This is a genomic window from Pseudomonas sp. Pseusp9 (genome assembly GCF_059491265.1).
Genome location: NZ_CP168500.1, coordinates 6,169,118 through 6,187,105, shown reverse-complemented (window position 1 = coordinate 6,187,105; position 17,988 = coordinate 6,169,118). Strand labels below are relative to the sequence as shown.

The 17,988-nt window shown below is 60.1% G+C and carries 17 protein-coding genes; 11 read left to right on the top strand and 6 right to left on the bottom strand.

The window, feature by feature from the left end; translation table 11 throughout:
* Positions 1-4 precede the first annotated feature (4 nt).
* The 6 genes from ACEN8E_RS28260 to ACEN8E_RS28235 all read left to right on the top strand — a co-directional run bounded on the left by ACEN8E_RS28260 (position 5) and on the right by ACEN8E_RS28235 (position 6,971).
* Positions 5-1,369, top strand: a complete 1,365-nt coding sequence (locus ACEN8E_RS28260; protein WP_495590682.1) for an aspartate aminotransferase family protein — start codon at positions 5-7, stop codon at positions 1,367-1,369.
* Between the two features lie 187 nt (positions 1,370-1,556).
* The gene (locus ACEN8E_RS28255; protein WP_495590681.1) at positions 1,557-2,666 is read left to right on the top strand and encodes a polyamine ABC transporter substrate-binding protein; all 1,110 of its coding nucleotides are present in this window, start codon (positions 1,557-1,559) and stop codon (positions 2,664-2,666) included.
* 187 nt (positions 2,667-2,853) lie between these two features.
* Entirely contained in the window at positions 2,854-3,951 is a 1,098-nt protein-coding gene (locus ACEN8E_RS28250; RefSeq protein ID WP_495590680.1) for a polyamine ABC transporter substrate-binding protein, read from the top strand.
* Between the two features lie 73 nt (positions 3,952-4,024).
* Entirely contained in the window at positions 4,025-5,167 is a 1,143-nt protein-coding gene (locus ACEN8E_RS28245; protein ID WP_495590679.1) for an ABC transporter ATP-binding protein, read from the top strand.
* A 35-nt stretch (positions 5,168-5,202) separates the two neighbouring features.
* Entirely contained in the window at positions 5,203-6,084 is an 882-nt protein-coding gene (locus tag ACEN8E_RS28240) for an ABC transporter permease subunit (RefSeq protein ID WP_495593403.1), read from the top strand.
* Positions 6,081-6,971 carry an ABC transporter permease subunit gene (locus ACEN8E_RS28235; RefSeq protein WP_495590678.1) on the top strand — a complete coding sequence of 297 codons (891 nt, stop codon included), beginning with the start codon at positions 6,081-6,083 and terminating at the stop codon, positions 6,969-6,971. The genes ACEN8E_RS28240 and ACEN8E_RS28235 overlap by 4 nt, the downstream gene beginning before the upstream one ends.
* 148 nt (positions 6,972-7,119) lie before the next feature.
* On the opposite strand, the gene ACEN8E_RS28230 is transcribed toward ACEN8E_RS28235, so the two are convergent.
* Positions 7,120-7,761 carry an HD domain-containing protein gene (locus ACEN8E_RS28230; protein WP_495590677.1) on the bottom strand — a complete coding sequence of 214 codons (642 nt, stop codon included), beginning with the start codon at positions 7,759-7,761 and terminating at the stop codon, positions 7,120-7,122.
* A gap of 305 nt (positions 7,762-8,066) precedes the next feature.
* Here ACEN8E_RS28230 and ACEN8E_RS28225 point away from each other — a divergent pair, with 305 nt between their 5' ends.
* Positions 8,067-9,032 carry a GlxA family transcriptional regulator gene (locus tag ACEN8E_RS28225; RefSeq protein ID WP_495590676.1) on the top strand — a complete coding sequence of 322 codons (966 nt, stop codon included), beginning with the start codon at positions 8,067-8,069 and terminating at the stop codon, positions 9,030-9,032.
* Positions 9,033-9,150: 118 nt separating this feature from the next.
* Here the strand turns inward: ACEN8E_RS28225 and ACEN8E_RS28220 are convergent, their stop codons facing one another.
* Both ACEN8E_RS28220 and ACEN8E_RS28215 read right to left on the bottom strand, forming a co-directional pair.
* The gene (locus ACEN8E_RS28220) at positions 9,151-11,550 is read right to left on the bottom strand and encodes a penicillin acylase family protein (RefSeq protein WP_495590675.1); all 2,400 of its coding nucleotides are present in this window, start codon (positions 11,548-11,550) and stop codon (positions 9,151-9,153) included.
* A gap of 102 nt (positions 11,551-11,652) precedes the next feature.
* Positions 11,653-12,234, bottom strand: coding sequence for a DUF6436 domain-containing protein (locus ACEN8E_RS28215; RefSeq protein WP_495590674.1), 582 nt, complete (start codon positions 12,232-12,234; stop codon positions 11,653-11,655).
* A 96-nt stretch (positions 12,235-12,330) separates the two neighbouring features.
* Between ACEN8E_RS28215 and bipL the strand changes: the two genes are divergently transcribed.
* Complete coding sequence (gene bipL / locus ACEN8E_RS28210) at positions 12,331-13,278, top strand: phospholipase BipL (RefSeq protein WP_495590673.1); 948 nt, start codon at positions 12,331-12,333, stop codon at positions 13,276-13,278.
* A gap of 110 nt (positions 13,279-13,388) precedes the next feature.
* On the opposite strand, the gene ACEN8E_RS28205 is transcribed toward bipL, so the two are convergent.
* Entirely contained in the window at positions 13,389-14,141 is a 753-nt protein-coding gene (locus tag ACEN8E_RS28205; RefSeq protein ID WP_495590672.1) for a hypothetical protein, read from the bottom strand.
* Between the two features lie 108 nt (positions 14,142-14,249).
* On the opposite strand from ACEN8E_RS28205, the gene ACEN8E_RS28200 reads away from it, so the two are divergent.
* Both ACEN8E_RS28200 and ACEN8E_RS28195 read left to right on the top strand, forming a co-directional pair.
* Positions 14,250-14,882, top strand: coding sequence for a 2OG-Fe(II) oxygenase (locus ACEN8E_RS28200; protein ID WP_495590671.1), 633 nt, complete (start codon positions 14,250-14,252; stop codon positions 14,880-14,882).
* A 2-nt stretch (positions 14,883-14,884) separates the two neighbouring features.
* Complete coding sequence (locus tag ACEN8E_RS28195; protein ID WP_495590670.1) at positions 14,885-15,370, top strand: 2-thiouracil desulfurase family protein; 486 nt, start codon at positions 14,885-14,887, stop codon at positions 15,368-15,370.
* A 138-nt stretch (positions 15,371-15,508) separates the two neighbouring features.
* On the opposite strand, the gene ACEN8E_RS28190 is transcribed toward ACEN8E_RS28195, so the two are convergent.
* The gene (locus ACEN8E_RS28190) at positions 15,509-16,093 is read right to left on the bottom strand and encodes a transporter substrate-binding domain-containing protein (RefSeq protein ID WP_495590669.1); all 585 of its coding nucleotides are present in this window, start codon (positions 16,091-16,093) and stop codon (positions 15,509-15,511) included.
* A 135-nt stretch (positions 16,094-16,228) separates the two neighbouring features.
* Between ACEN8E_RS28190 and ACEN8E_RS28185 the strand changes: the two genes are divergently transcribed.
* Positions 16,229-16,654 (top strand): DUF4399 domain-containing protein, encoded by a 426-nt coding sequence (locus ACEN8E_RS28185; RefSeq protein ID WP_495590668.1) that lies wholly within the window; start codon positions 16,229-16,231, stop codon positions 16,652-16,654.
* 61 nt (positions 16,655-16,715) lie between these two features.
* Here the strand turns inward: ACEN8E_RS28185 and serA are convergent, their stop codons facing one another.
* The gene (gene serA / locus ACEN8E_RS28180) at positions 16,716-17,945 is read right to left on the bottom strand and encodes a phosphoglycerate dehydrogenase (protein WP_495590667.1); all 1,230 of its coding nucleotides are present in this window, start codon (positions 17,943-17,945) and stop codon (positions 16,716-16,718) included.
* Positions 17,946-17,988: the final 43 nt, after the last annotated feature.

Below are 17,988 nucleotides of genomic sequence, written 5' to 3'. Positions count from 1 at the left end.
TCGTATGACCAGCAACAATCCGCAAACCCGTGAATGGCAAACCTTGAGCAATGATCACCACCTGGCTCCGTTCAGCGACTTCAAACAGCTGAAAGAGAAAGGTCCGCGGATCATCACCAACGCCAAGGGCGTTTACCTCTGGGACAGCGAAGGCAACAAGATCCTCGACGGTATGGCCGGCCTGTGGTGTGTCGCGATTGGTTATGGTCGCGATGAACTGGCCGATGCCGCCAGCAAACAGATGCGCGAGCTGCCTTACTACAACCTGTTCTTCCAGACGGCGCACCCGCCGGTACTGGAGCTGGCCAAGGCCATCGCCGACATTGCGCCAGAAGGCATGAACCACGTGTTCTTCACCGGTTCCGGCTCTGAAGGCAACGACACCATGCTGCGTATGGTTCGCCACTACTGGGCGATCAAGGGCCAGCCGAACAAGAAAGTCATCATCAGCCGCAAGAACGGGTATCACGGTTCCACCGTGGCCGGCGCGAGCCTGGGTGGCATGACGTACATGCACGAACAGGGCGACTTGCCGATCCCGGGCATCGTCCACATTGCCCAGCCGTACTGGTTCTCCGAGGGCGGCGACATGACCCCGGAAGAGTTCGGTATCTGGGCAGCCAACCAGCTGGAAGAAAAGATTCTGGAAGTTGGCGTCGACAACGTCGGTGCCTTTATTGCCGAGCCGATCCAGGGCGCCGGTGGCGTGATCATTCCGCCAGAGACCTACTGGCCGCGCATCAAGGAAATCCTCGCCAAGTACGACATCCTGTTCGTGGCGGACGAAGTGATTTGCGGTTTCGGCCGTACCGGTGAGTGGTTCGGCACCGATTTCTACGATCTCAAGCCGGACATGATGACCATCGCCAAGGGCCTGACTTCGGGCTATATCCCGATGGGTGGCCTGATTGTGCGTGACGCAGTGGTGGACGTGCTCAACGAGGGCGGTGACTTCAACCACGGCTTCACCTACTCCGGGCACCCGGTGGCGGCAGCTGTGGGGCTGGAAAACATCCGTATCCTGCGCGACGAGAAAATTGTCGAGCGCGTGAAGTCGGAAACGGCACCGTATTTGCAAAAGCGTCTGCGGGAACTGAACGATCACCCGCTGGTGGGTGAAGTTCGTGGGGTTGGGCTGTTGGGGGCCATCGAACTGGTCCAGGACAAGGCCACTCGCAAGCGTTACGAGGGCAAGGGCGTCGGCATGATCTGCCGTCAGTTCTGCTTCGACAATGGCCTGATCATGCGCGCAGTCGGCGATACCATGATCATCGCTCCGCCACTGGTGATCACGCCGGCGGAAATCGATGAGCTGGTGACCAAGGCTCGCAAGTGCCTTGACCTGACGCTGAGTGCATTGCAGGGCTAAGTGCTAGGCTTTGAGCGAGAGTTGCCGGGGTTTGTATCAAAACAGCTACTTTCGCTCAGAGCTGTCAGAAAGCGTGGCCTTTCCTTGAAAGACCGATGTGGATCTTGCCAGACTAGCCGCGGTTCCAGTTGCCCGGGTTCGGTCGCTGAACAAGTGGTTCAAAAAAGAAAAATTTGGAGCATTACGCATGAAGGCACTAGGTAAAAAGCTCGCTGGCAAGACTCTTCTTGCCATGTCCCTGACGGGCTTGATGGCGGGCGCGGTTCAGGCCGATGACAAAGTACTGCACGTGTACAACTGGTCCGACTACATTGCACCGGACACCATCGCGAACTTCGAGAAAGAGTCGGGGATCAAGGTCGTTTACGACGTATTCGACAGCAACGAGACCCTGGAAGCCAAATTGCTGGCGGGCAAGTCCGGCTACGACGTGGTCGTACCGTCGAACAACTTCCTGGCCAAGCAGATCAAGGCCGGCGTATATCAGGAGCTGGACCAGTCCAAGCTGCCTAACTGGAAAAACCTGAACCAGGACCTGCTCAAGGCCGTATCGGTCAGTGACCCAGGCAACAAGCACGCCTTCCCGTACATGTGGGGCTCGATCGGCATCGGTTACAACCCGGAGAAGGTCAAGGCTGCGCTGGGCGTCGACACCATCGACTCCTGGGACGTGCTGCTCAAGCCGGAAAACATCGCCAAGCTCAAGGGTTGCGGTGTGAGCTTCCTCGATTCGCCGACCGAAATGCTCCCGGTCGCTCTGCACTACCTGGGCCTGCCAACCGACAGCCAGAAGAAAGAAGACATCAAGAAAGCCGAGGACCTGTTCCTCAAGATTCGTCCTTCGATCACCTATTTCCACTCGTCCAAGTACATTTCGGACCTGGCCAACGGCAACATCTGCGTAGCGGTCGGCTACTCGGGTGACGTGCAGCAGGCCAAGTCCCGTGCTGCCGAGGCCGGTGACAAGGTCAAGGTCAGCTACGCCATTCCGAAAGAGGGCGCTGGCAGCTTCTTCGACATGGTCGCGATTCCCAAGGATGCCGAGAACGTCGAGGGTGCCTACAAGTTCATGACCTTCCTGCAGAAGCCTGAAGTCATGGCCGGCATCACCAACGCCGTACGCTTCCCGAACGGTAACGCCGCTGCAACGCCACTGGTGGAAAAAGACATCACCAGCGATCCAGGCATCTACCCGCCAGCCGACGTGCAGGCCAAGTTGTATGCCATCGCCGATCTGCCCGCGGCGACCCAGCGTGAAATGACCCGCAGCTGGACCAAGATCAAATCCGGTAAATAAGCCGGTTTGATGCAATAGCCTGTTGTCGTCATCCAGGTGATGGTGACAACAGGTTGAATTAAATGACAAAAGTTTTGCTGGAACGGTTTTTCGAGGGTAAGTTGCGCGCCGGTTTTGTTGCTGGGCAATCACGGTTGTCATGTAACGCGGGGCAACTTGGGCCCAACTAAATTCAGAGGACCTCCACTTGCCTATTTTTTCCATGTTGCGTAATGCCTTGCTGGTTGGCGCCGGGCTGACGATTGCTGTCAGTGCCCAGGCTGCCGGCACTGTGCATATTTATAATTGGTCCGATTACATCGGCGAGACAACCCTGGCCGACTTCCAGAAAGAGACCAGCATCAAGCCGGTTTACGACGTCTTCGATTCCAACGAAACCCTGGAAGGCAAGTTGCTGGCCGGGCGTACCGGCTACGACGTGGTTGTACCGTCGAACCACTTCCTCGGCAAACAGATCAAGGCCGGGGCATTCCAGAAGCTCGACAAGTCGCAGCTGCCGAACTATTCCAACCTCGACCCGGTACTGCTCAAGCGTCTGGAGCAGAACGATCCGGGCAACCTGTACGCCGTGCCGTACCTGTGGGGCACCAACGGCATCGGTTACAACGTCGAGAAGGTCAAGGCTGTGCTGGGTGTCGACAAGATCGACTCCTGGGGTGTTCTGTTCGAGCCGGAAAACATCAAGAAACTGCACAGCTGTGGCGTCGCGTTCCTCGACTCCGCCGATGAAATGATGCCGACAGTGCTTAACTACATGGGCCTGAACGCCAACAGCACTGATCCCAAGGACTACGAAAAGGCCACCGCCAAGTTGCTCGCAGTGCGCCCTTACGTGACCTACTTCCACTCCTCCAAGTACATCGCGGATCTGGCCAATGGCGATATCTGCGTGGCGATCGGTTTCTCCGGCGATATCTTCCAGGCCAAGCACCGTGCCGAAGAAGCCAAGAAGGGCGTGAACATCGCCTACTCGATCCCGAAAGAGGGCGGTGCGCTCTGGTTCGACATGCTGGCGATTCCGAAGGACTCGGCCAACGTCAAGCAGGCCCACGCCTTCATCAACTATTTGCTGAAGCCTGAGGTGATTGCCCAGGTCAGTGATTACGTCGGCTATGCCAACCCTAACCCGGGGTCGGACAAACTGATGGAACAGTCCATCCGTACCGACGAAGCGGTTTATCCACCGCAAGAGGTTCTCGACAAGACCTACGTGTCCATCGAACTACCGCCGAATATTCAACGTTCGATGACCCGCAGCTGGACCAAGGTCAAGTCGGGTAAATAGTTTCAAGGCTCAAATTATCCAAGGTTGGCTCACCTTGAGCGAACTGCACTCTTTTTTTTCGGGAGTTTCGTAAATGGCAGTTGCCTCCGGCGCCTATAAGAAAGCCCTCGAGGGCGACCAGCAACCTAAACAGGTGCTGGTCAAAATCGACCGGGTCACGAAGAAGTTCGACGAGACGATTGCCGTGGACGATGTGTCCCTGGAAATCAAGAAAGGCGAAATTTTCGCCCTGCTCGGCGGTTCGGGATCGGGCAAATCCACTCTGCTGCGCATGCTCGCCGGTTTCGAACGGCCCACGGAGGGGCGCATTTTCCTCGATGGCGTAGACATCACCGATATGCCGCCCTACGAGCGGCCGATCAACATGATGTTCCAGTCCTACGCCTTGTTCCCGCACATGACCGTGGCGCAGAACATCGCCTTCGGCCTCAAGCAGGACAAGATCCCGAACGCTGAAATCGATGCCCGCGTGGCCGAAATGCTCAAGCTGGTACAGATGAGCCAATACGCCAAGCGCAAGCCGCATCAGTTGTCCGGCGGCCAGCGTCAGCGTGTGGCCCTGGCCCGTTCCCTGGCCAAGCGACCGAAGCTGTTGCTGCTCGACGAACCGATGGGCGCGCTGGACAAGAAGCTGCGCTCGCAAATGCAACTGGAGCTGGTGGAGATCATCGAGCGCGTCGGCGTAACCTGCGTCATGGTGACCCACGACCAGGAAGAGGCCATGACCATGGCCGAGCGTATCGCGATCATGCACCTGGGCTGGATCGCCCAGATCGGCAGCCCGATCGACATCTACGAAACCCCGACCAGCCGCCTGGTCTGCGAATTCATCGGTAACGTGAACATCTTCGAAGGCGAAGTGATCGATGACGCCGAAGGCCACGCAACCATTACCTGCAAGGATCTGGACCGCCAGATCTACGTCGGTCACGGCATCAGCACCTCGGTGCAGGACAAGTCGGTCACCTACGCGATCCGTCCGGAAAAACTGCTGGTCACCGCCGACATGCCGACCTGCCAGTACAACTGGTCCAGCGGCAAGGTGCATGACATCGCCTACCTCGGCGGGCACTCGGTGTTCTACGTCGAACTGCCAAGCGGCAAGCTGGTGCAGTCGTTCGTGGCCAACGCCGAACGTCGCGGGCAGCGTCCGACCTGGGGTGATCAGGTCTACGTGTACTGGGAAGACGACAGCGGCGTGGTACTTCGCTCATGAACATGCGCAAATTGAAACGCCGTTTCAGCCGAATAATTCCCGGTGGCCGTCAGATGGTCATCGGCATTCCATTCATCTGGCTGTTCCTGTTCTTCATGCTGCCGTTCTTCATCGTCCTGAAGATCAGCTTCGCTGAAGCAGACGTGGCCATTCCGCCGTATACCGAAATCTACAGCTACGCCGAGCAGAAGCTGCAGTTGCTGCTGAACCTGGGCAACTACGCGATGCTGGGCGGTGACGAGCTGTACATCGCCGCTTACCTCGGCTCGTTGAAGATGGCGTTTTTCAGCACCATCCTCTGCCTGTTGATCGGCTACCCGATGGCCTACGGCATCTCCGTTGCCCGCAAGGAAGTGCAGACGGTGCTGGTGCTGCTGATCATGATGCCGACCTGGACTGCGATCCTGATCCGTGTCTATGCGTGGATGGGTATCCTCAGCAACAATGGCCTGCTCAACGGCTTCCTGATGAGCATGGGCTGGATCGACGAACCGCTGCAGATCCTCAACACCAACCTTGCGGTCTACATCGGTGTGGTTTATTCCTACCTACCGTTCATGATCCTGCCGCTGTACGCCAACCTGGTGAAGCATGACCACAGCTTGCTGGAAGCCGCATCGGACCTGGGGTCGAGCACCTTCAACAGCTTCTGGAAAATCACCGTGCCGCTGTCGAAAAACGGCATCATCGCCGGCTGCATGCTGGTGTTCATCCCGGTGGTGGGCGAGTTCGTGATCCCGGAACTGCTCGGCGGTCCGGAAACCCTGATGATCGGTAAAGTGCTCTGGCAAGAGTTCTTCAACAACCGTGACTGGCCGGTGGCTTCCGCCCTGGCGGTGGTGATGCTGGCGATCCTGATTGTGCCGATCATCCTGTTCAACCGCAGTCAGGCCAAGGAAATGGAGGGTAAAGAATGAAGCGCTTCCGTTTCTCCAGCCTGATGCTGGTAGTGGGTCTGTTGTTCATCTACCTGCCGATGCTGATCCTGGTGATCTACTCGTTCAACGCCTCGAAACTGGTAACGGTGTGGGGCGGCTGGTCGATCAAGTGGTACGTCGGCCTGCTCGACAACACCCAACTGATGGGCTCGGTGGTGCGCTCGCTGGAAATCGCCTGCTACACGGCGGTGGCGGCGGTGGCACTGGGTACATTGGCGGCGTTCGTCCTGACGCGCATCACGCGCTTCAAGGGTCGCACCCTGTTCGGGGGGCTGGTGACCGCGCCGCTGGTAATGCCCGAGGTGATCACCGGTCTGTCGCTGTTGCTGCTGTTCGTGGCCATGGCGCAGATGATCGGCTGGCCGCAGGAACGCGGCATCGTCACCATCTGGATCGCCCACACCACGTTCTGCGCGGCCTATGTGGCGGTGGTGGTCTCGGCGCGCTTGCGTGAGCTGGACCTGTCCATCGAAGAGGCGGCCATGGACCTGGGCGCGAAACCGTGGAAGGTGTTCTTCCTGATCACCATCCCGATGATCGCCCCATCGTTGGCAGCGGGCGGCATGATGTCGTTTGCCCTGTCCCTCGATGACCTGGTGCTGGCGAGCTTCGTGTCGGGACCTGGTTCCACGACCCTGCCGATGGAAGTGTTCTCGGCGGTGCGTCTGGGCGTGAAGCCCGAGATCAACGCCGTGGCCAGCCTGATTCTGCTGGCGGTGTCGATCGTGACCTTCATGGTCTGGTTCTTCAGCCGTCGTGCCGAAGAGAGCCGCAAGCGTGCGATCCAGCAAGCGATCGAAGAAGCGGCAGCCGATTCGTGGAAGCAGCCGGACGTGCGTCGCGCGCAGGCACCGGAAGCGGCTTGAGTAATGTCGGGTTGGCCTCATGCACGAGGCCAACCCAAATCCAAATGTGGGAGCGAGCCTGCTCGCGAATGCGTTCTGTCAGCCAATTTCAATGTGGCTGGCACACCGCTTTCGCGAGCAGGCTCGCTCCCACAGGTTTTTCTGGTGTTTAGACAATCCAGGGTGAATTGCGGATGACCTCGACGAAGTTCATCGGCTTGAACCCCGGCTCCTGATCCACCAGCACATCGGTCTTCACATTGCCGAACGTGGTCTGCGGGCGATGGCGCAAGCCGTCGGCAAACGCGCAGATGATGCATTCCTTGAATCCCTCGCCCCGTGGATGCGCATGCACCACTGCTTCGCGCTGCACGATGGAAAACGCTGCGTAGTCCATGCCCAGCACGTCCATCTCGACACCCGCGGTCACCAGCGCCACGGTGGGCCGCAAGTGTTGAGGCACGCCCGGTGTGGTGTGCAGGGCAATCGACAGCCAGACCTGTTCGATATCGTCATCGCTCAACCCATAAGGCTTGAGGAACGCCGCTGCGGCGTTGGCCCCATCGACTTCGAAGCGCTCGTTGTCACTGCGATGACCTTCCACCAGGCCCAGGTCATGGAACATGGCCCCGACGTACAGCAACTCCGGGTTGTAGGCCAGTTGCTTGCGCTCACCGCTCAGTGCGCCGAACAGGAAGACCCGGCGCGAGTGGTGGTAGAGCAAGTCCGATTCGATGTCGCGGATGTATTCGGTGGTGGCCCTGGCCAAGGCACTGTCGGGGATACTGATGCCGGCGATGGTGGCGCTCATGGGGTTTTCCTCGTCGTGAACGCCCGGGTGGCGCTGAGGGTTCAAGTCTGTTCCGACCCCCGAAGCCGGACAATCGATCCATGGCTGCGATCCCGGCCAATGAGCGTGCATATCGCGCCACCCTCGCTTGTTGGGCGGGGATTGGCTAGGGTGCATGCAGACTCTGTAGGAGCGAGCCTGCTCGCGATGCACGTGAGGGCGCCGCGTACATCCAGGTAGCCCCCATCATCGTTGACGTCCATCGCGAGCAGGCTCGCCCCTACAGGTGAGCGTTGCAAACAGTGCCATGAGAGGCGCTTCAAACCATGAGTAAAACCGTCGCCATCGTGGTGTTCGCCGGCGTCCAGTCGCTGGATGTCACCGGTCCCATGGATGTGTTTTCCGAGGCCAATCGTTTCCTCGCGCCCGAGGATCACTATCGGCTGGAGGTGATTGGCGTGGAGCGCGGGGTGATGGCGTGTTCCAACGGTCTGGCGCTGAACGCCCATCGGCATTTCAGCGATGCGTTGCAGGCCTATGACCTGCTGCTGGTGGCCGGCGGTCCGCAGTTGCCGTTCATGGATTTTGGCGCCGCGTTCGATGCCTGGTTGCGCGATGCATGCGCGCGGGCCAGGCGCTTTGGCTCGATCTGCAACGGCGCCTTCATGCTCGCCCGTGCAGGGTTGCTGGAGGGACGCACGGTCACCACGCATTGGCAGGACGCATCGGATCTGGCAGCGCTGTGCCCCTCGTCCCGGGTTGAAGCCGATCGCCTTTACGTAGAAGACGGAGAGCTGTTCACCTCGGCCGGAGTCACAGCTGGGATCGATCTGTCCCTGTACCTGCTGGGGCGGGATCACGGACCGGAAGTGGCGCTGAATGTGGCCAAGCGGCTGGTGGTGTTCACCCAGCGTTCGGGTGGGCAATCGCAGTTCAGCCCGTTCCTCACGCCCCACGCCGAGCCGGACTCGGCGGTGGCGATGGTTCAGCATTACGTGTTGGCCAACCTGACCGGTGACCTGACCATCGCTGATCTGGCCAACGCCGCCAACATGAGTGCGCGCAATTTTTCCCGGGTATTTGCCAGGGAAGCGAAAATTACCCCGGCCGAGTTCGTCGAACGTGCGCGGCTCGATGCGGCGCGGGTGATGCTCGAAAGCACTCGTGCACCGCTCAAGACCGTGGCCTATCAATGCGGCTTCCGCGATGCCCAGCACATGCGAAGTGTGTTCAATCGCAGGCTGGGGGTGACGCCTCAGCAGTTCCGGCTGAATTTTACGGCGATGGTTTGAGCTGGCATTTTTGTCGGCTGTGAGGGCCTCTTCGCGAGCAGACTCGCTCCCACATTGAAATGCATTCCACTGTGGGAGCGAGCCTGCTCGCGAAGGGGCCGGCCCGGCCAGAGAAGATCTACTGCCCAGCCCGCGCCGGCAGCAGCTTCAAGGTGCTACGGGTATTGGCCGTGACCTCTTCATCATTCAGATGCGCCTGGAAGTACACCCCTTCGACGTAGGCCTCGGCCTGGTCATCATAGTGACTGTCGAACAGCACACCGCTCTGGCCAACCGGGTTGACGGTCAGGCTGTGGGCCGGGTCGGCGAAGTCGATCAGGCGCCGGGTCGAGGGGCCATAGGTGACAGGCCACGGCGCCGGGCCGATCTTCGCCGAGAGATTGTTCGGCACTTCATGGCTGCCGGGTGCGGCGAAGGGGCCGACATTGAAGATCAGGTCCAGCGGCTTTTGCTGCCCCAGCGGATGGCCATGGGTCAACGTGTGCGCGCTGCCCCATTGCCATTGCGAGGCGTCTGCGCCGAGGGTGTTCTTGAGGTGCGCAATGCTGGCTTGCCAGGCCGCCTTGACCGTGTCGGCACGGGTTTCCTTGGCGAGGGTGCTGCGGTTGTCCCACCATGGCGAGTCGGCAGTGGCGGCCAGTCGCGGTAGCGCGGCGTCGATTATCCGGGTCGAGAGCAACGTTTCGAAGAAGTCATTACCCAGCTCATCGCGCATCGTCGCGTCAGCCAGGTTGAACAGGAACTGGTTGAACAGCGTGGCGCTGGTCGAGTCGAGTGGATAGTCGCCTTTCCACCGGGCCAGTTGCTCCACCAGTTTGAGTTCGGCGGGATCCTTTACCACTTCGCGCAACACCGGCAGCAGCGGCGCCAACAAGCGCGGGCCGTAGGCGGTGGTGGTACCCAGTTGCAGCTTCTGGCTGTTTTCCAGGTCCCATTTGACGGCATTGTCGCTGAGCTGGCGATTGAGCTGCTGGCCACGATCGGCAAGGTTGTAATAACCGGGAATCTCCATGCCGGTCGGTGATACCGGCTGGAAGTTGGCCGAGACGATGTAGCCCCGCGCCGGGTTCTCTTCCTGAGGGTTGGCGCTGAACGGGTAGAAGCCATCCTTGTCTGCCTCGGTGGTGCTGCCATCGAGGATGAACCACGGGCGTACACCCGCCGGACGTTTAGGCAATTGCGCCGCCGCCCACCAGCCGATGTCACCCTTGGCATTGGCCCAGACAACGTTCAGGCCCGGGGCCTGGATTTTTGACGCGGCGCTGCGGGCCTTGGTCAGGTTGTCGGCGCGATTGAGCTGATAGAAGCCTTCCAGGATCGGGTTCTGGCTTTCGAGAAACGCCCACCACATGGCAATCGGTGTCTTGCCGACGCCGTTGCCCAACGCATCGTTGACGATCGGACCATGAGGCGACTGGCGCAGCACCAGGGTGACCGGAGCCTGGCCCTTGACCGCGATCTGCTGCTCGCTGGTCGTCATGTCCACCCACTTGCCGCGATACCAGACCTGGTTGGGGTTGTCCGGGTTGACCTTCTCGGCGATCAGGTCGAGGTCGTCGTTCTGGAACATGGTGATGCTCCAGCCGAAGTCGTGGTTCATGCCCAGGGAGGCGAACGGCATCAGGGCCTGATAATGGCCGTAGAGTTCGAAGCCTGGTGCCGAGAGCTGCGCTTCGTACCACACCGACGGCGAGGAAAAACGGATATGCGGATCGCCCGCCAGCAGCGGCTTGCCGCTTTGGGTCCGGCTGCCCGCAACGACCCAGGCGTTGCTGCCCTCGAACTGGGGCAGGCCGTTGTCTGCCAGGGCTTGTTCGCTCAGGCGGGCGAGGGCGTTGAGGTCTTTCCAGTCGGCGCTGGCCAAGGCGGGAGCGGTCTCGTTGAGCGCGCCCTTTGGCTGCCAGTCGAGATCGAAGATGTTCAGGTAGTCGGGCCCCAGTTGATCGCGCACGAATGTCAGCAGGGGTTCGGTACGAAAGGCCGCGGCAAAGCTGTAGGCCATGTATCCGGCAATGCTGATGGTGTCCTGGGCAGTGAATGGGCGCTTGGGAATACCCAGCACATCGAACTCCACGGGTTTGGCGTGGCTGTCCTGATACTGGTTGACGCCGTCCAGATAGGCTTGCATGGCAATGAAGCTGGGCGACTGCTTGTCGAGATTCGCCAGGTAGGTTTCGGCGCGTTCGCGAATGCGCAGGCTACGCATCAGTTTGTCGGTGTCGAGCAGCTTTGGCCCAAGCACTTCAGCCAGTTCACCACGGGCCAGACGACGCAGGACTTCCATCTGGAACAAGCGGTCCTGGGCATGCACGTAGCCGAGGGCGCGGTACAGGTCGGTGTCGTTTTCGGCGCGGATGTGCGGGACGCCGCGCTCGTCGTAGCGCACGGTGACGGAGCCTTGCAGGTGTTGCAGTTCCACCATGCCCTGGCGTGACGGCTGCTTGCTGTAGAGGTACCCGCCGGCACCGGCGGCCAGCACGACGATCAACAGGGCGAGAGCGGTCAGGCTGCGTTTCATGGCGACTCCTTGTTTTTATTGTGATTCCAGGGGCCACTGTGTAACACGGCACGCCGATTTGGCGCATCGCCCGTAGGAGGGATTCGTATTGCGCGCCTTTCCCTACTTCGCGGGTTCGACAGGCCACGGGCAGTAACAACCCACGGCCAGTGTGTGCGTGGCACTCACTGCGCGGCCTTCATCCAGCGCTTGCAGGATCGGCTCGATAAAGCTGTTGCTCGAATTGCAGGTCAGGCCTTCGCTGTACGGGCCGAAGTACGCCAGTTTGCCGCTGCGATCCCAGATCGCCACGGCCGGGCTGGCGGGGATCTGTTCGGAGCCGGGCAGGATGTCGATGCTCTTGAGGCTGCTCAAGGTGCTCGGCAACTGGCCATGGCTACCGGGTTTTTGCACGGCATAGAATTCCACGCCATGGGGTACGTACCGCTCCACCAGTTCGGCCAGGTGTTGTTGATTGCCGACATTGCACGGGCAGGCCGGGTCCCAGAAATGCACCAGGCGGATGGCGCCGGGACCGGCGAGGGATTCGGGAAGGCGTAGCGGATCACCGGAAAACATTGCCGTGTGCTCGCTGAACGCCCGCAGGTAACGCCCCTGGAACCAGTCGTACGCCGCCCACAACACGCCGGCACACACCACGGCGAGCAGGCTGGCAAACAGGGTGGTGCGAAAGGGCGGGCGCATCGGTTCGGTCCTCGAAGGCCGGCTAGCTTGCCATGCTTGCCGCGACAGAAGAATATCGCAGGCCTATAAAGTCCGTTTTACGCTCTGGAATCGTCCATGCCGGCTACTTTCGACCCCGATCTTCTACGTGCAAGCTTGCTGCCACTGGCGGCCGGGCAGCCGTTGTCGGCACAGGCGCAGGCTTACCAGCAATTCTACGGACTGGATTATGCGTCGCGTCAGGTGCGCAGCGGTCTTGGGCGATTCGAGGTCGATGGTTATGAGCTGGTCAGCCAGTTCTGGTGGCCCGAGCGGGCGAAGGCGACGCTGTTTGTCATACACGGTTTCTACGATCACACCGGGCTCTACCGGCATGTGATCGAGTGGGCACTGGACCAGGGCTTTGCGGTGATTGCCTGCGATTTGCCGGGGCATGGCCTGTCCAGTGGCGAGCGGGCGAACATCAAGGATTTCGCTGAGTATCAGGACGCTTTGCAAGGGCTGTTCCGCGAGGCGCAATCGCTCGACCTGCCGCAACCGTGGCACCTGTGCGGGCAGAGTACCGGCGGGGCGATCGTGATCGATCATGTATTGAATGCGGGGGCGAACAGCCCGGCGCAGGGTCAGGTGATTCTGCTCTCGCCGCTGGTGCGGCCGCGGGCGTGGGGTTGGTCGCAGCTGAGTTACTACGTGCTCAAGCCGTTCGTCAAAGCCATCGCCCGACGCTTCAGCGAGAACTCCAACGACCCGGCCTTTTTGCCGTTCCTGCAAGCCGATCCGTTGCAGCCGCTGCGCTTGCCGACAGCCTGGGTGGGGGCGTTGGCACGCTGGATCAAGCGCATCGAAGCCGCCCCCATGAGTCCCCGTCGACCGCTGATCGTGCAGGGGCAGGCTGACATGACGGTGGATTGGGAGCACAACCTGCAAGTGTTGCGGAGCAAGTTTGACCGACCGCAGGTGCTGATGTTGCCCGAGGCACGGCATCATCTGGCGAATGAAACGCTGGTGATGCGACAGGAGTATTTCGGGTTTTTGACCCGGCGGATCAAGGGCCGGAATTCTTAGCGACTGTTCTGGCCTCTTCGCGAGCAGGCTCGCTCCCACATTAGTTCTGTGTACACCGCCCCCTGTGGGAGCGAGCCCGCTCGCGAAAGCGGCCTATCTGACGCCCAAAATCACTGGGTCAGGTTCGAATTGCTCTGTCCCACCGCCAACCCCGCCCGAATCGCCGCCAGCGCCGCCTGGTAATAAGCCTGGCCTTCTGCCGATTCGGCAAAGGTCGCGAACTCTTCCAGCTCGTCGTCCGACAGGTCGCGATAGACGTACAGCAGTGTGTTGTTGAGGTCGCTGCCTATCTGGTCCATCAGGCGCTGGCGCTGGCCGTTGAGCATGCCCTGGGCCTGACCGGCACCGAGCAACCCCGGGATCATCGAACTCAAGCTATCGGCGGCAACCCCGGCAATCGCCAGGCTGACTTCAGCGCCGGCCTCGCGAGCGGGCAGGGCTTGTGCCAAATGGCCGATGATCAGCATGCGGCTGTCGCTGGCCTGCATCTTGGGTAGGCCCTTGGCGTTTTTCGCCAGTTGGTCGCGGCGGGTCGCCAGCAATTCGGCGGCGACGATTTTCTTGCCCAGGGACGATTGGAAAAACGTCAGCGCGGGTTTGGGATCGGCGAGATTCTTGCGCAATTGTGCTTCGGCACGCTGGTCCACGGCCTGGGCAGAAAATCGCTGATTGCTGTTGCTGACCAGTGCCTCAAACACCGCCGGCGGCAGGCTACCCTGGTAGCGTTGCTGAGCGGCGGAGAGGGCGTCGTTGAAATGCGCGCGTTGTTCCGGCCAGCCGGCGACCTTGTACAACTGGTCGTGGCCGTCTGCCCAGGCGGGCAAAGCACAGAACATCAGCATTGATAAAAGCAAACGGCGCATAGGGACTCCTGTCAGCAGGCGACTATTCTCCGTGCGGCATCCGTACTTGTCGAGAATTCGTATCAACCCGCTGCGCGGCTCTGTCGGATTTCCGGGCACAGGAATACTATGCGCGGCATGCAAATATCCTCTGATCACCCGCTGCTGTTACGAATCGTCGACGACCTGGCCGAGAACGGCTGGTCGCAGCAGAATATTTTCCTGCCTCAGGACCTGACCCAGGCACTGGCGGCCGAGTGCCGTAAACGTGCGGCCGAGGGTGAACTGGCTCCGGCGGCGGTGGGCCGCGGGCTTTCATCGGAGATCCGCGAAGGGATTCGTGGCGACCATATCCAGTGGATCGACCCCGGCCAGGCAGAGGCGTGCGACAGCTATCTGAGTTTGATGGACAGCCTGCGCGAGGCGATCAATCGCGGCCTGTTTCTTGGCCTGGAGGATTTCGAAAGCCATTTTGCGCTGTACCCGCCCGGAGCGTTCTACCTGAAGCATGTCGACCGCTTTCGCGATGACGACCGGCGCATGGTTTCGGCAGTGGTTTACCTCAATGACGGCTGGCTCCCCGAACACGGCGGCCAGTTGCGCATGTACCTCGACAATGATCGGGCCTACGACGTGCAACCTATCGGCGGCTGCCTGGTGGTGTTTCTCTCCGGAGAAGTTCCCCATGAAGTCCTGCCCGCGACCCGGGATCGACTGTCGCTGACCGGCTGGTTCCGGCGGCGCGGCAACGAGCCGTTCTGATCATGCAGAAAATTCTCGTCAGCCGCTGCCTGTTGGGCCACCGCGTACGTTATGACGGCGGGGCCAGCGGGCCGTTCGATCAGCTTCAGCAGTGGCTTGATGACGATCGGGTCGTGCCATTGTGCCCGGAGGTCGCCGGTGGCTTGCCAACGCCACGGCCGGCAGCGGAAATTCCAGGCGGGCAGGGCGCGCAAGTCCTCGATGGCCAGGCGTTGGTGATCTCTACCGAAGGCGAGGACGTCAGTGCGGCGTTTTTGTCGGGGGCGTATCAGGCGCTGGAGCTGGTGCAAAAGCATGGCATCCGCATTGCCGTGCTCAAGGCCGGCAGTCCGTCCTGCGGCAATCTGCTGACCTATGACGGGACGTTCAGCGGCGTGAAGGTCAGTGGCGAGGGGGTGACGGCGGCGCTGCTCAAGCGCCATGGGGTGCAGGTGTTCAGTGAGCTGGAGTTGCCGCAAGCGGCGCAGGCATTGGCAATGCTCGATTAACGAGCGACGCAAGACACTGTAGGAGCGAGCCTGCTCGCGATGGCTGCCTGACATTCAACATCAATGTTGACTGGACCGGCCTCATCGCGAGCAGGCTCGCTCCTACAGGATCAGCTTTCACTCCAGGCCTGCAACACTTCAAGGTTTCGGCACCACACCCGCATCCGCCCCCAACCACTTCTGCTCCAGCGCTTGCAGGCGCCCATCATCCTTGATCCGCTGTAATGCGTTTTCCAGGCTGGCATGGAACGCCGGATTGCCCTTCTGAAACGGAATCGCCAGGCTCACGGCCGGGTTGGTCCTGGGCTTCTCTTCTGTCAGCGACTGCACCAGCAGAATGGAGCGCGGCTCTTCTTTCTGCGCGATCAATTGCGCATGGGTCTGAATGTAAGGTTCGCTGAAGTCGAAACGATCCTTGAGATCCGGAGTCACTGCTATGTGGTTGATAGCGATGTCGTATTTGCCGCTTTCGACACCGGTCAGCAGATCGCTGCCGTCGGTGACGACAAAGTCGGCCCGGACATCGAGTTCACTTGCCAGCAGTTGGCCCAGTTCAACTTCGAAACCGGTGAGCTTGTCGTCATCCTTGAAGTTGAATGGGGGAGTGTTGGCTTCAACGGCAATGCGCAATTCGCCTCGGTCGTTGATGTCATCAATCAGTTCGGCGTGAGCCAAAGGGCTCAAAAGGGGTAGCAGGCAGATCAGGCCAGGCAGAAAGCGCATGGTCACTCCTTTGAATTTATTATCGCGACCCACTGATTCAGGCTCGCTTTGCTATGGTTGTCGAGTGCCTTCGACAACGAATGGTCATGAAGTTGTCACGGTCATGCGGATTTTACGGAAAAACTGGAGAAGAGAATGAAAACCTTTATGTCACGTGCTGCTTTGGCTGGCCTGTTGATGGGTGTTTCGGTACTGGCCAGTGCTGCAACGCCGGCGCCGAAAGGTGCCGAAGTGTCCATCGTTTCTCCCAAGGACGGCGCGACCGTTCCACAGACGTTCGTCGTCAAGTTCGCGGTCGAGAATATTGCCCTGGCACCGGCGGGTGATCCCACCAAGAACACCGGTCATCACCACGTGCTGGTCGATGTCAATGAGCTGCCAGCCGCCGGAGTGCCGATCCCCAAGGATGACAACCACCTGCATTTCGGCGGTGCGCAGACCCAGGCTGAAATAACGCTCACGCCGGGCAAGCACACCCTGCAGCTTGAACTGGGCGATAGCAACCACATGCCGTTCGATCCGCCGATCATTTCCGAGAAGATCACCGTCAACGTCAAATAACGTTGTTGCGTGAATGAAAAAGGGAGCCCGAAGGCTCCCTTTTTTGTCGCTCAAGTCGCGATCAGAACAACACACGGCTACGGATGGTGCCGTTGACGTGTTGCAGCTTCTCTTGCGCCAGGTCCGAGTAATCGGCGTCGACGTCGATCACCACGTAGCCGACTTTCTCGTTGGTCTGCAGGAACTGACCAGAGATGTTGATGCCGTTTTCGGCGAAGACCTTGTTGATCTCGCTCATCACACCCGGGATGTTTTCGTGGATGTGCAGCAGGCGGTGCTTGCCAGGGTGAGCCGGCAGGGCCACTTCCGGGAAGTTCACGGACGATACCGAAGTACCGTTGTCGCTGTACTTGACCAGTTTTTCCGCCACTTCCAGACCGATGTTGGCCTGGGCTTCAGCGGTAGAGCCACCGATGTGCGGGGTCAGGATCACGTTGTCCAGGCCACGCAGCGGGCTTTCGAACTCTTCGTCGTTGGAGCGTGGCTCCACCGGGAATACGTCGATGGCCGCGCCGATCAGGTGTTTGTCCTTGATGGCAGCAGCCAGATGGTCCAGTTCGACCACGGTGCCACGGGCGGCGTTGATCAGGATGCCGCCTTTCTTGATAGCGCGGATTTCCTTCTCGCCCATCATCCACTGGGTGGCGGCGGTTTCTGGTACGTGCAGCGAAACGATGTCGGACATCGCCAGCAGCTCGTGCAGGTTACCTACCTGAGTGGCGTTACCCAATGGCAGCTTGGTGATGGTGTCGTAGAAGTACACCTGCATGCCCAGGCCTTCAGCCAGGACCGACAGTTGAGTACCGATCGAGCCGTAACCGACGATACCCAGCTTCTTGCCACGGATTTCGAAGGAGTTGGCCGCGCTCTTGATCCAGCCGCCACGGTGGCAGGAAGCGTTCTTCTCGGGGATGCCGCGCAACAGCAGGATCGCTTCGGCCAGTACCAGCTCGGCTACGGAGCGGGTGTTGGAGTACGGTGCGTTGAACACGGCGATACCGCGCTCGCGGGCAGCGTCCAGATCGACCTGGTTGGTGCCGATGCAGAAACACCCTACAGCCACCAGCTTCTTCGCGTGATCGAAGATCTCTTCGGTCAGTTGAGTGCGCGAGCGAATGCCGATGAAGTGAGCATCGGCGATCTTTTCCTTGAGCTGGGCTTCCGGCAGAGAACCAGTGAGGTACTCGATGCTGGTGTAGCCCGCCGCCTTGAGGACGTCGACAGCCGATTGGTGGACGCCTTCGAGAAGAAGGAACTTGATCTTGCTCTTATCGAGAGAAGTCTTGCTCATCTGCGTAAACCTGTATCCCGGAGAAAAATGGCAGGGAGGGGCG

Excerpts from the sequence above, each read along its gene's own strand:
- ACEN8E_RS28260 (WP_495590682.1), top strand. The coding sequence starts at position 5 with ATGACCAGCAACAATCCGCAAACCCGTGAATGGCAAACCTTGAGCAAT.
- ACEN8E_RS28255 (WP_495590681.1), top strand. The coding sequence starts at position 1,557 with ATGAAGGCACTAGGTAAAAAGCTCGCTGGCAAGACTCTTCTTGCCATG.
- ACEN8E_RS28245 (WP_495590679.1), top strand. The coding sequence starts at position 4,025 with ATGGCAGTTGCCTCCGGCGCCTATAAGAAAGCCCTCGAGGGCGACCAG.
- ACEN8E_RS28235 (WP_495590678.1), top strand. The coding sequence starts at position 6,081 with ATGAAGCGCTTCCGTTTCTCCAGCCTGATGCTGGTAGTGGGTCTGTTG.
- ACEN8E_RS28230 (WP_495590677.1), bottom strand. The coding sequence starts at position 7,761 with ATGAGCGCCACCATCGCCGGCATCAGTATCCCCGACAGTGCCTTGGCC.
- ACEN8E_RS28225 (WP_495590676.1), top strand. The coding sequence starts at position 8,067 with ATGAGTAAAACCGTCGCCATCGTGGTGTTCGCCGGCGTCCAGTCGCTG.
- ACEN8E_RS28220 (WP_495590675.1), bottom strand. The coding sequence starts at position 11,550 with ATGAAACGCAGCCTGACCGCTCTCGCCCTGTTGATCGTCGTGCTGGCC.
- ACEN8E_RS28215 (WP_495590674.1), bottom strand. The coding sequence starts at position 12,234 with ATGCGCCCGCCCTTTCGCACCACCCTGTTTGCCAGCCTGCTCGCCGTG.
- bipL (WP_495590673.1), top strand. The coding sequence starts at position 12,331 with ATGCCGGCTACTTTCGACCCCGATCTTCTACGTGCAAGCTTGCTGCCA.
- ACEN8E_RS28205 (WP_495590672.1), bottom strand. The coding sequence starts at position 14,141 with ATGCGCCGTTTGCTTTTATCAATGCTGATGTTCTGTGCTTTGCCCGCC.
- ACEN8E_RS28200 (WP_495590671.1), top strand. The coding sequence starts at position 14,250 with ATGCGCGGCATGCAAATATCCTCTGATCACCCGCTGCTGTTACGAATC.
- ACEN8E_RS28195 (WP_495590670.1), top strand. The coding sequence starts at position 14,885 with ATGCAGAAAATTCTCGTCAGCCGCTGCCTGTTGGGCCACCGCGTACGT.
- ACEN8E_RS28190 (WP_495590669.1), bottom strand. The coding sequence starts at position 16,093 with ATGCGCTTTCTGCCTGGCCTGATCTGCCTGCTACCCCTTTTGAGCCCT.
- ACEN8E_RS28185 (WP_495590668.1), top strand. The coding sequence starts at position 16,229 with ATGAAAACCTTTATGTCACGTGCTGCTTTGGCTGGCCTGTTGATGGGT.
- serA (WP_495590667.1), bottom strand. The coding sequence starts at position 17,945 with ATGAGCAAGACTTCTCTCGATAAGAGCAAGATCAAGTTCCTTCTTCTC.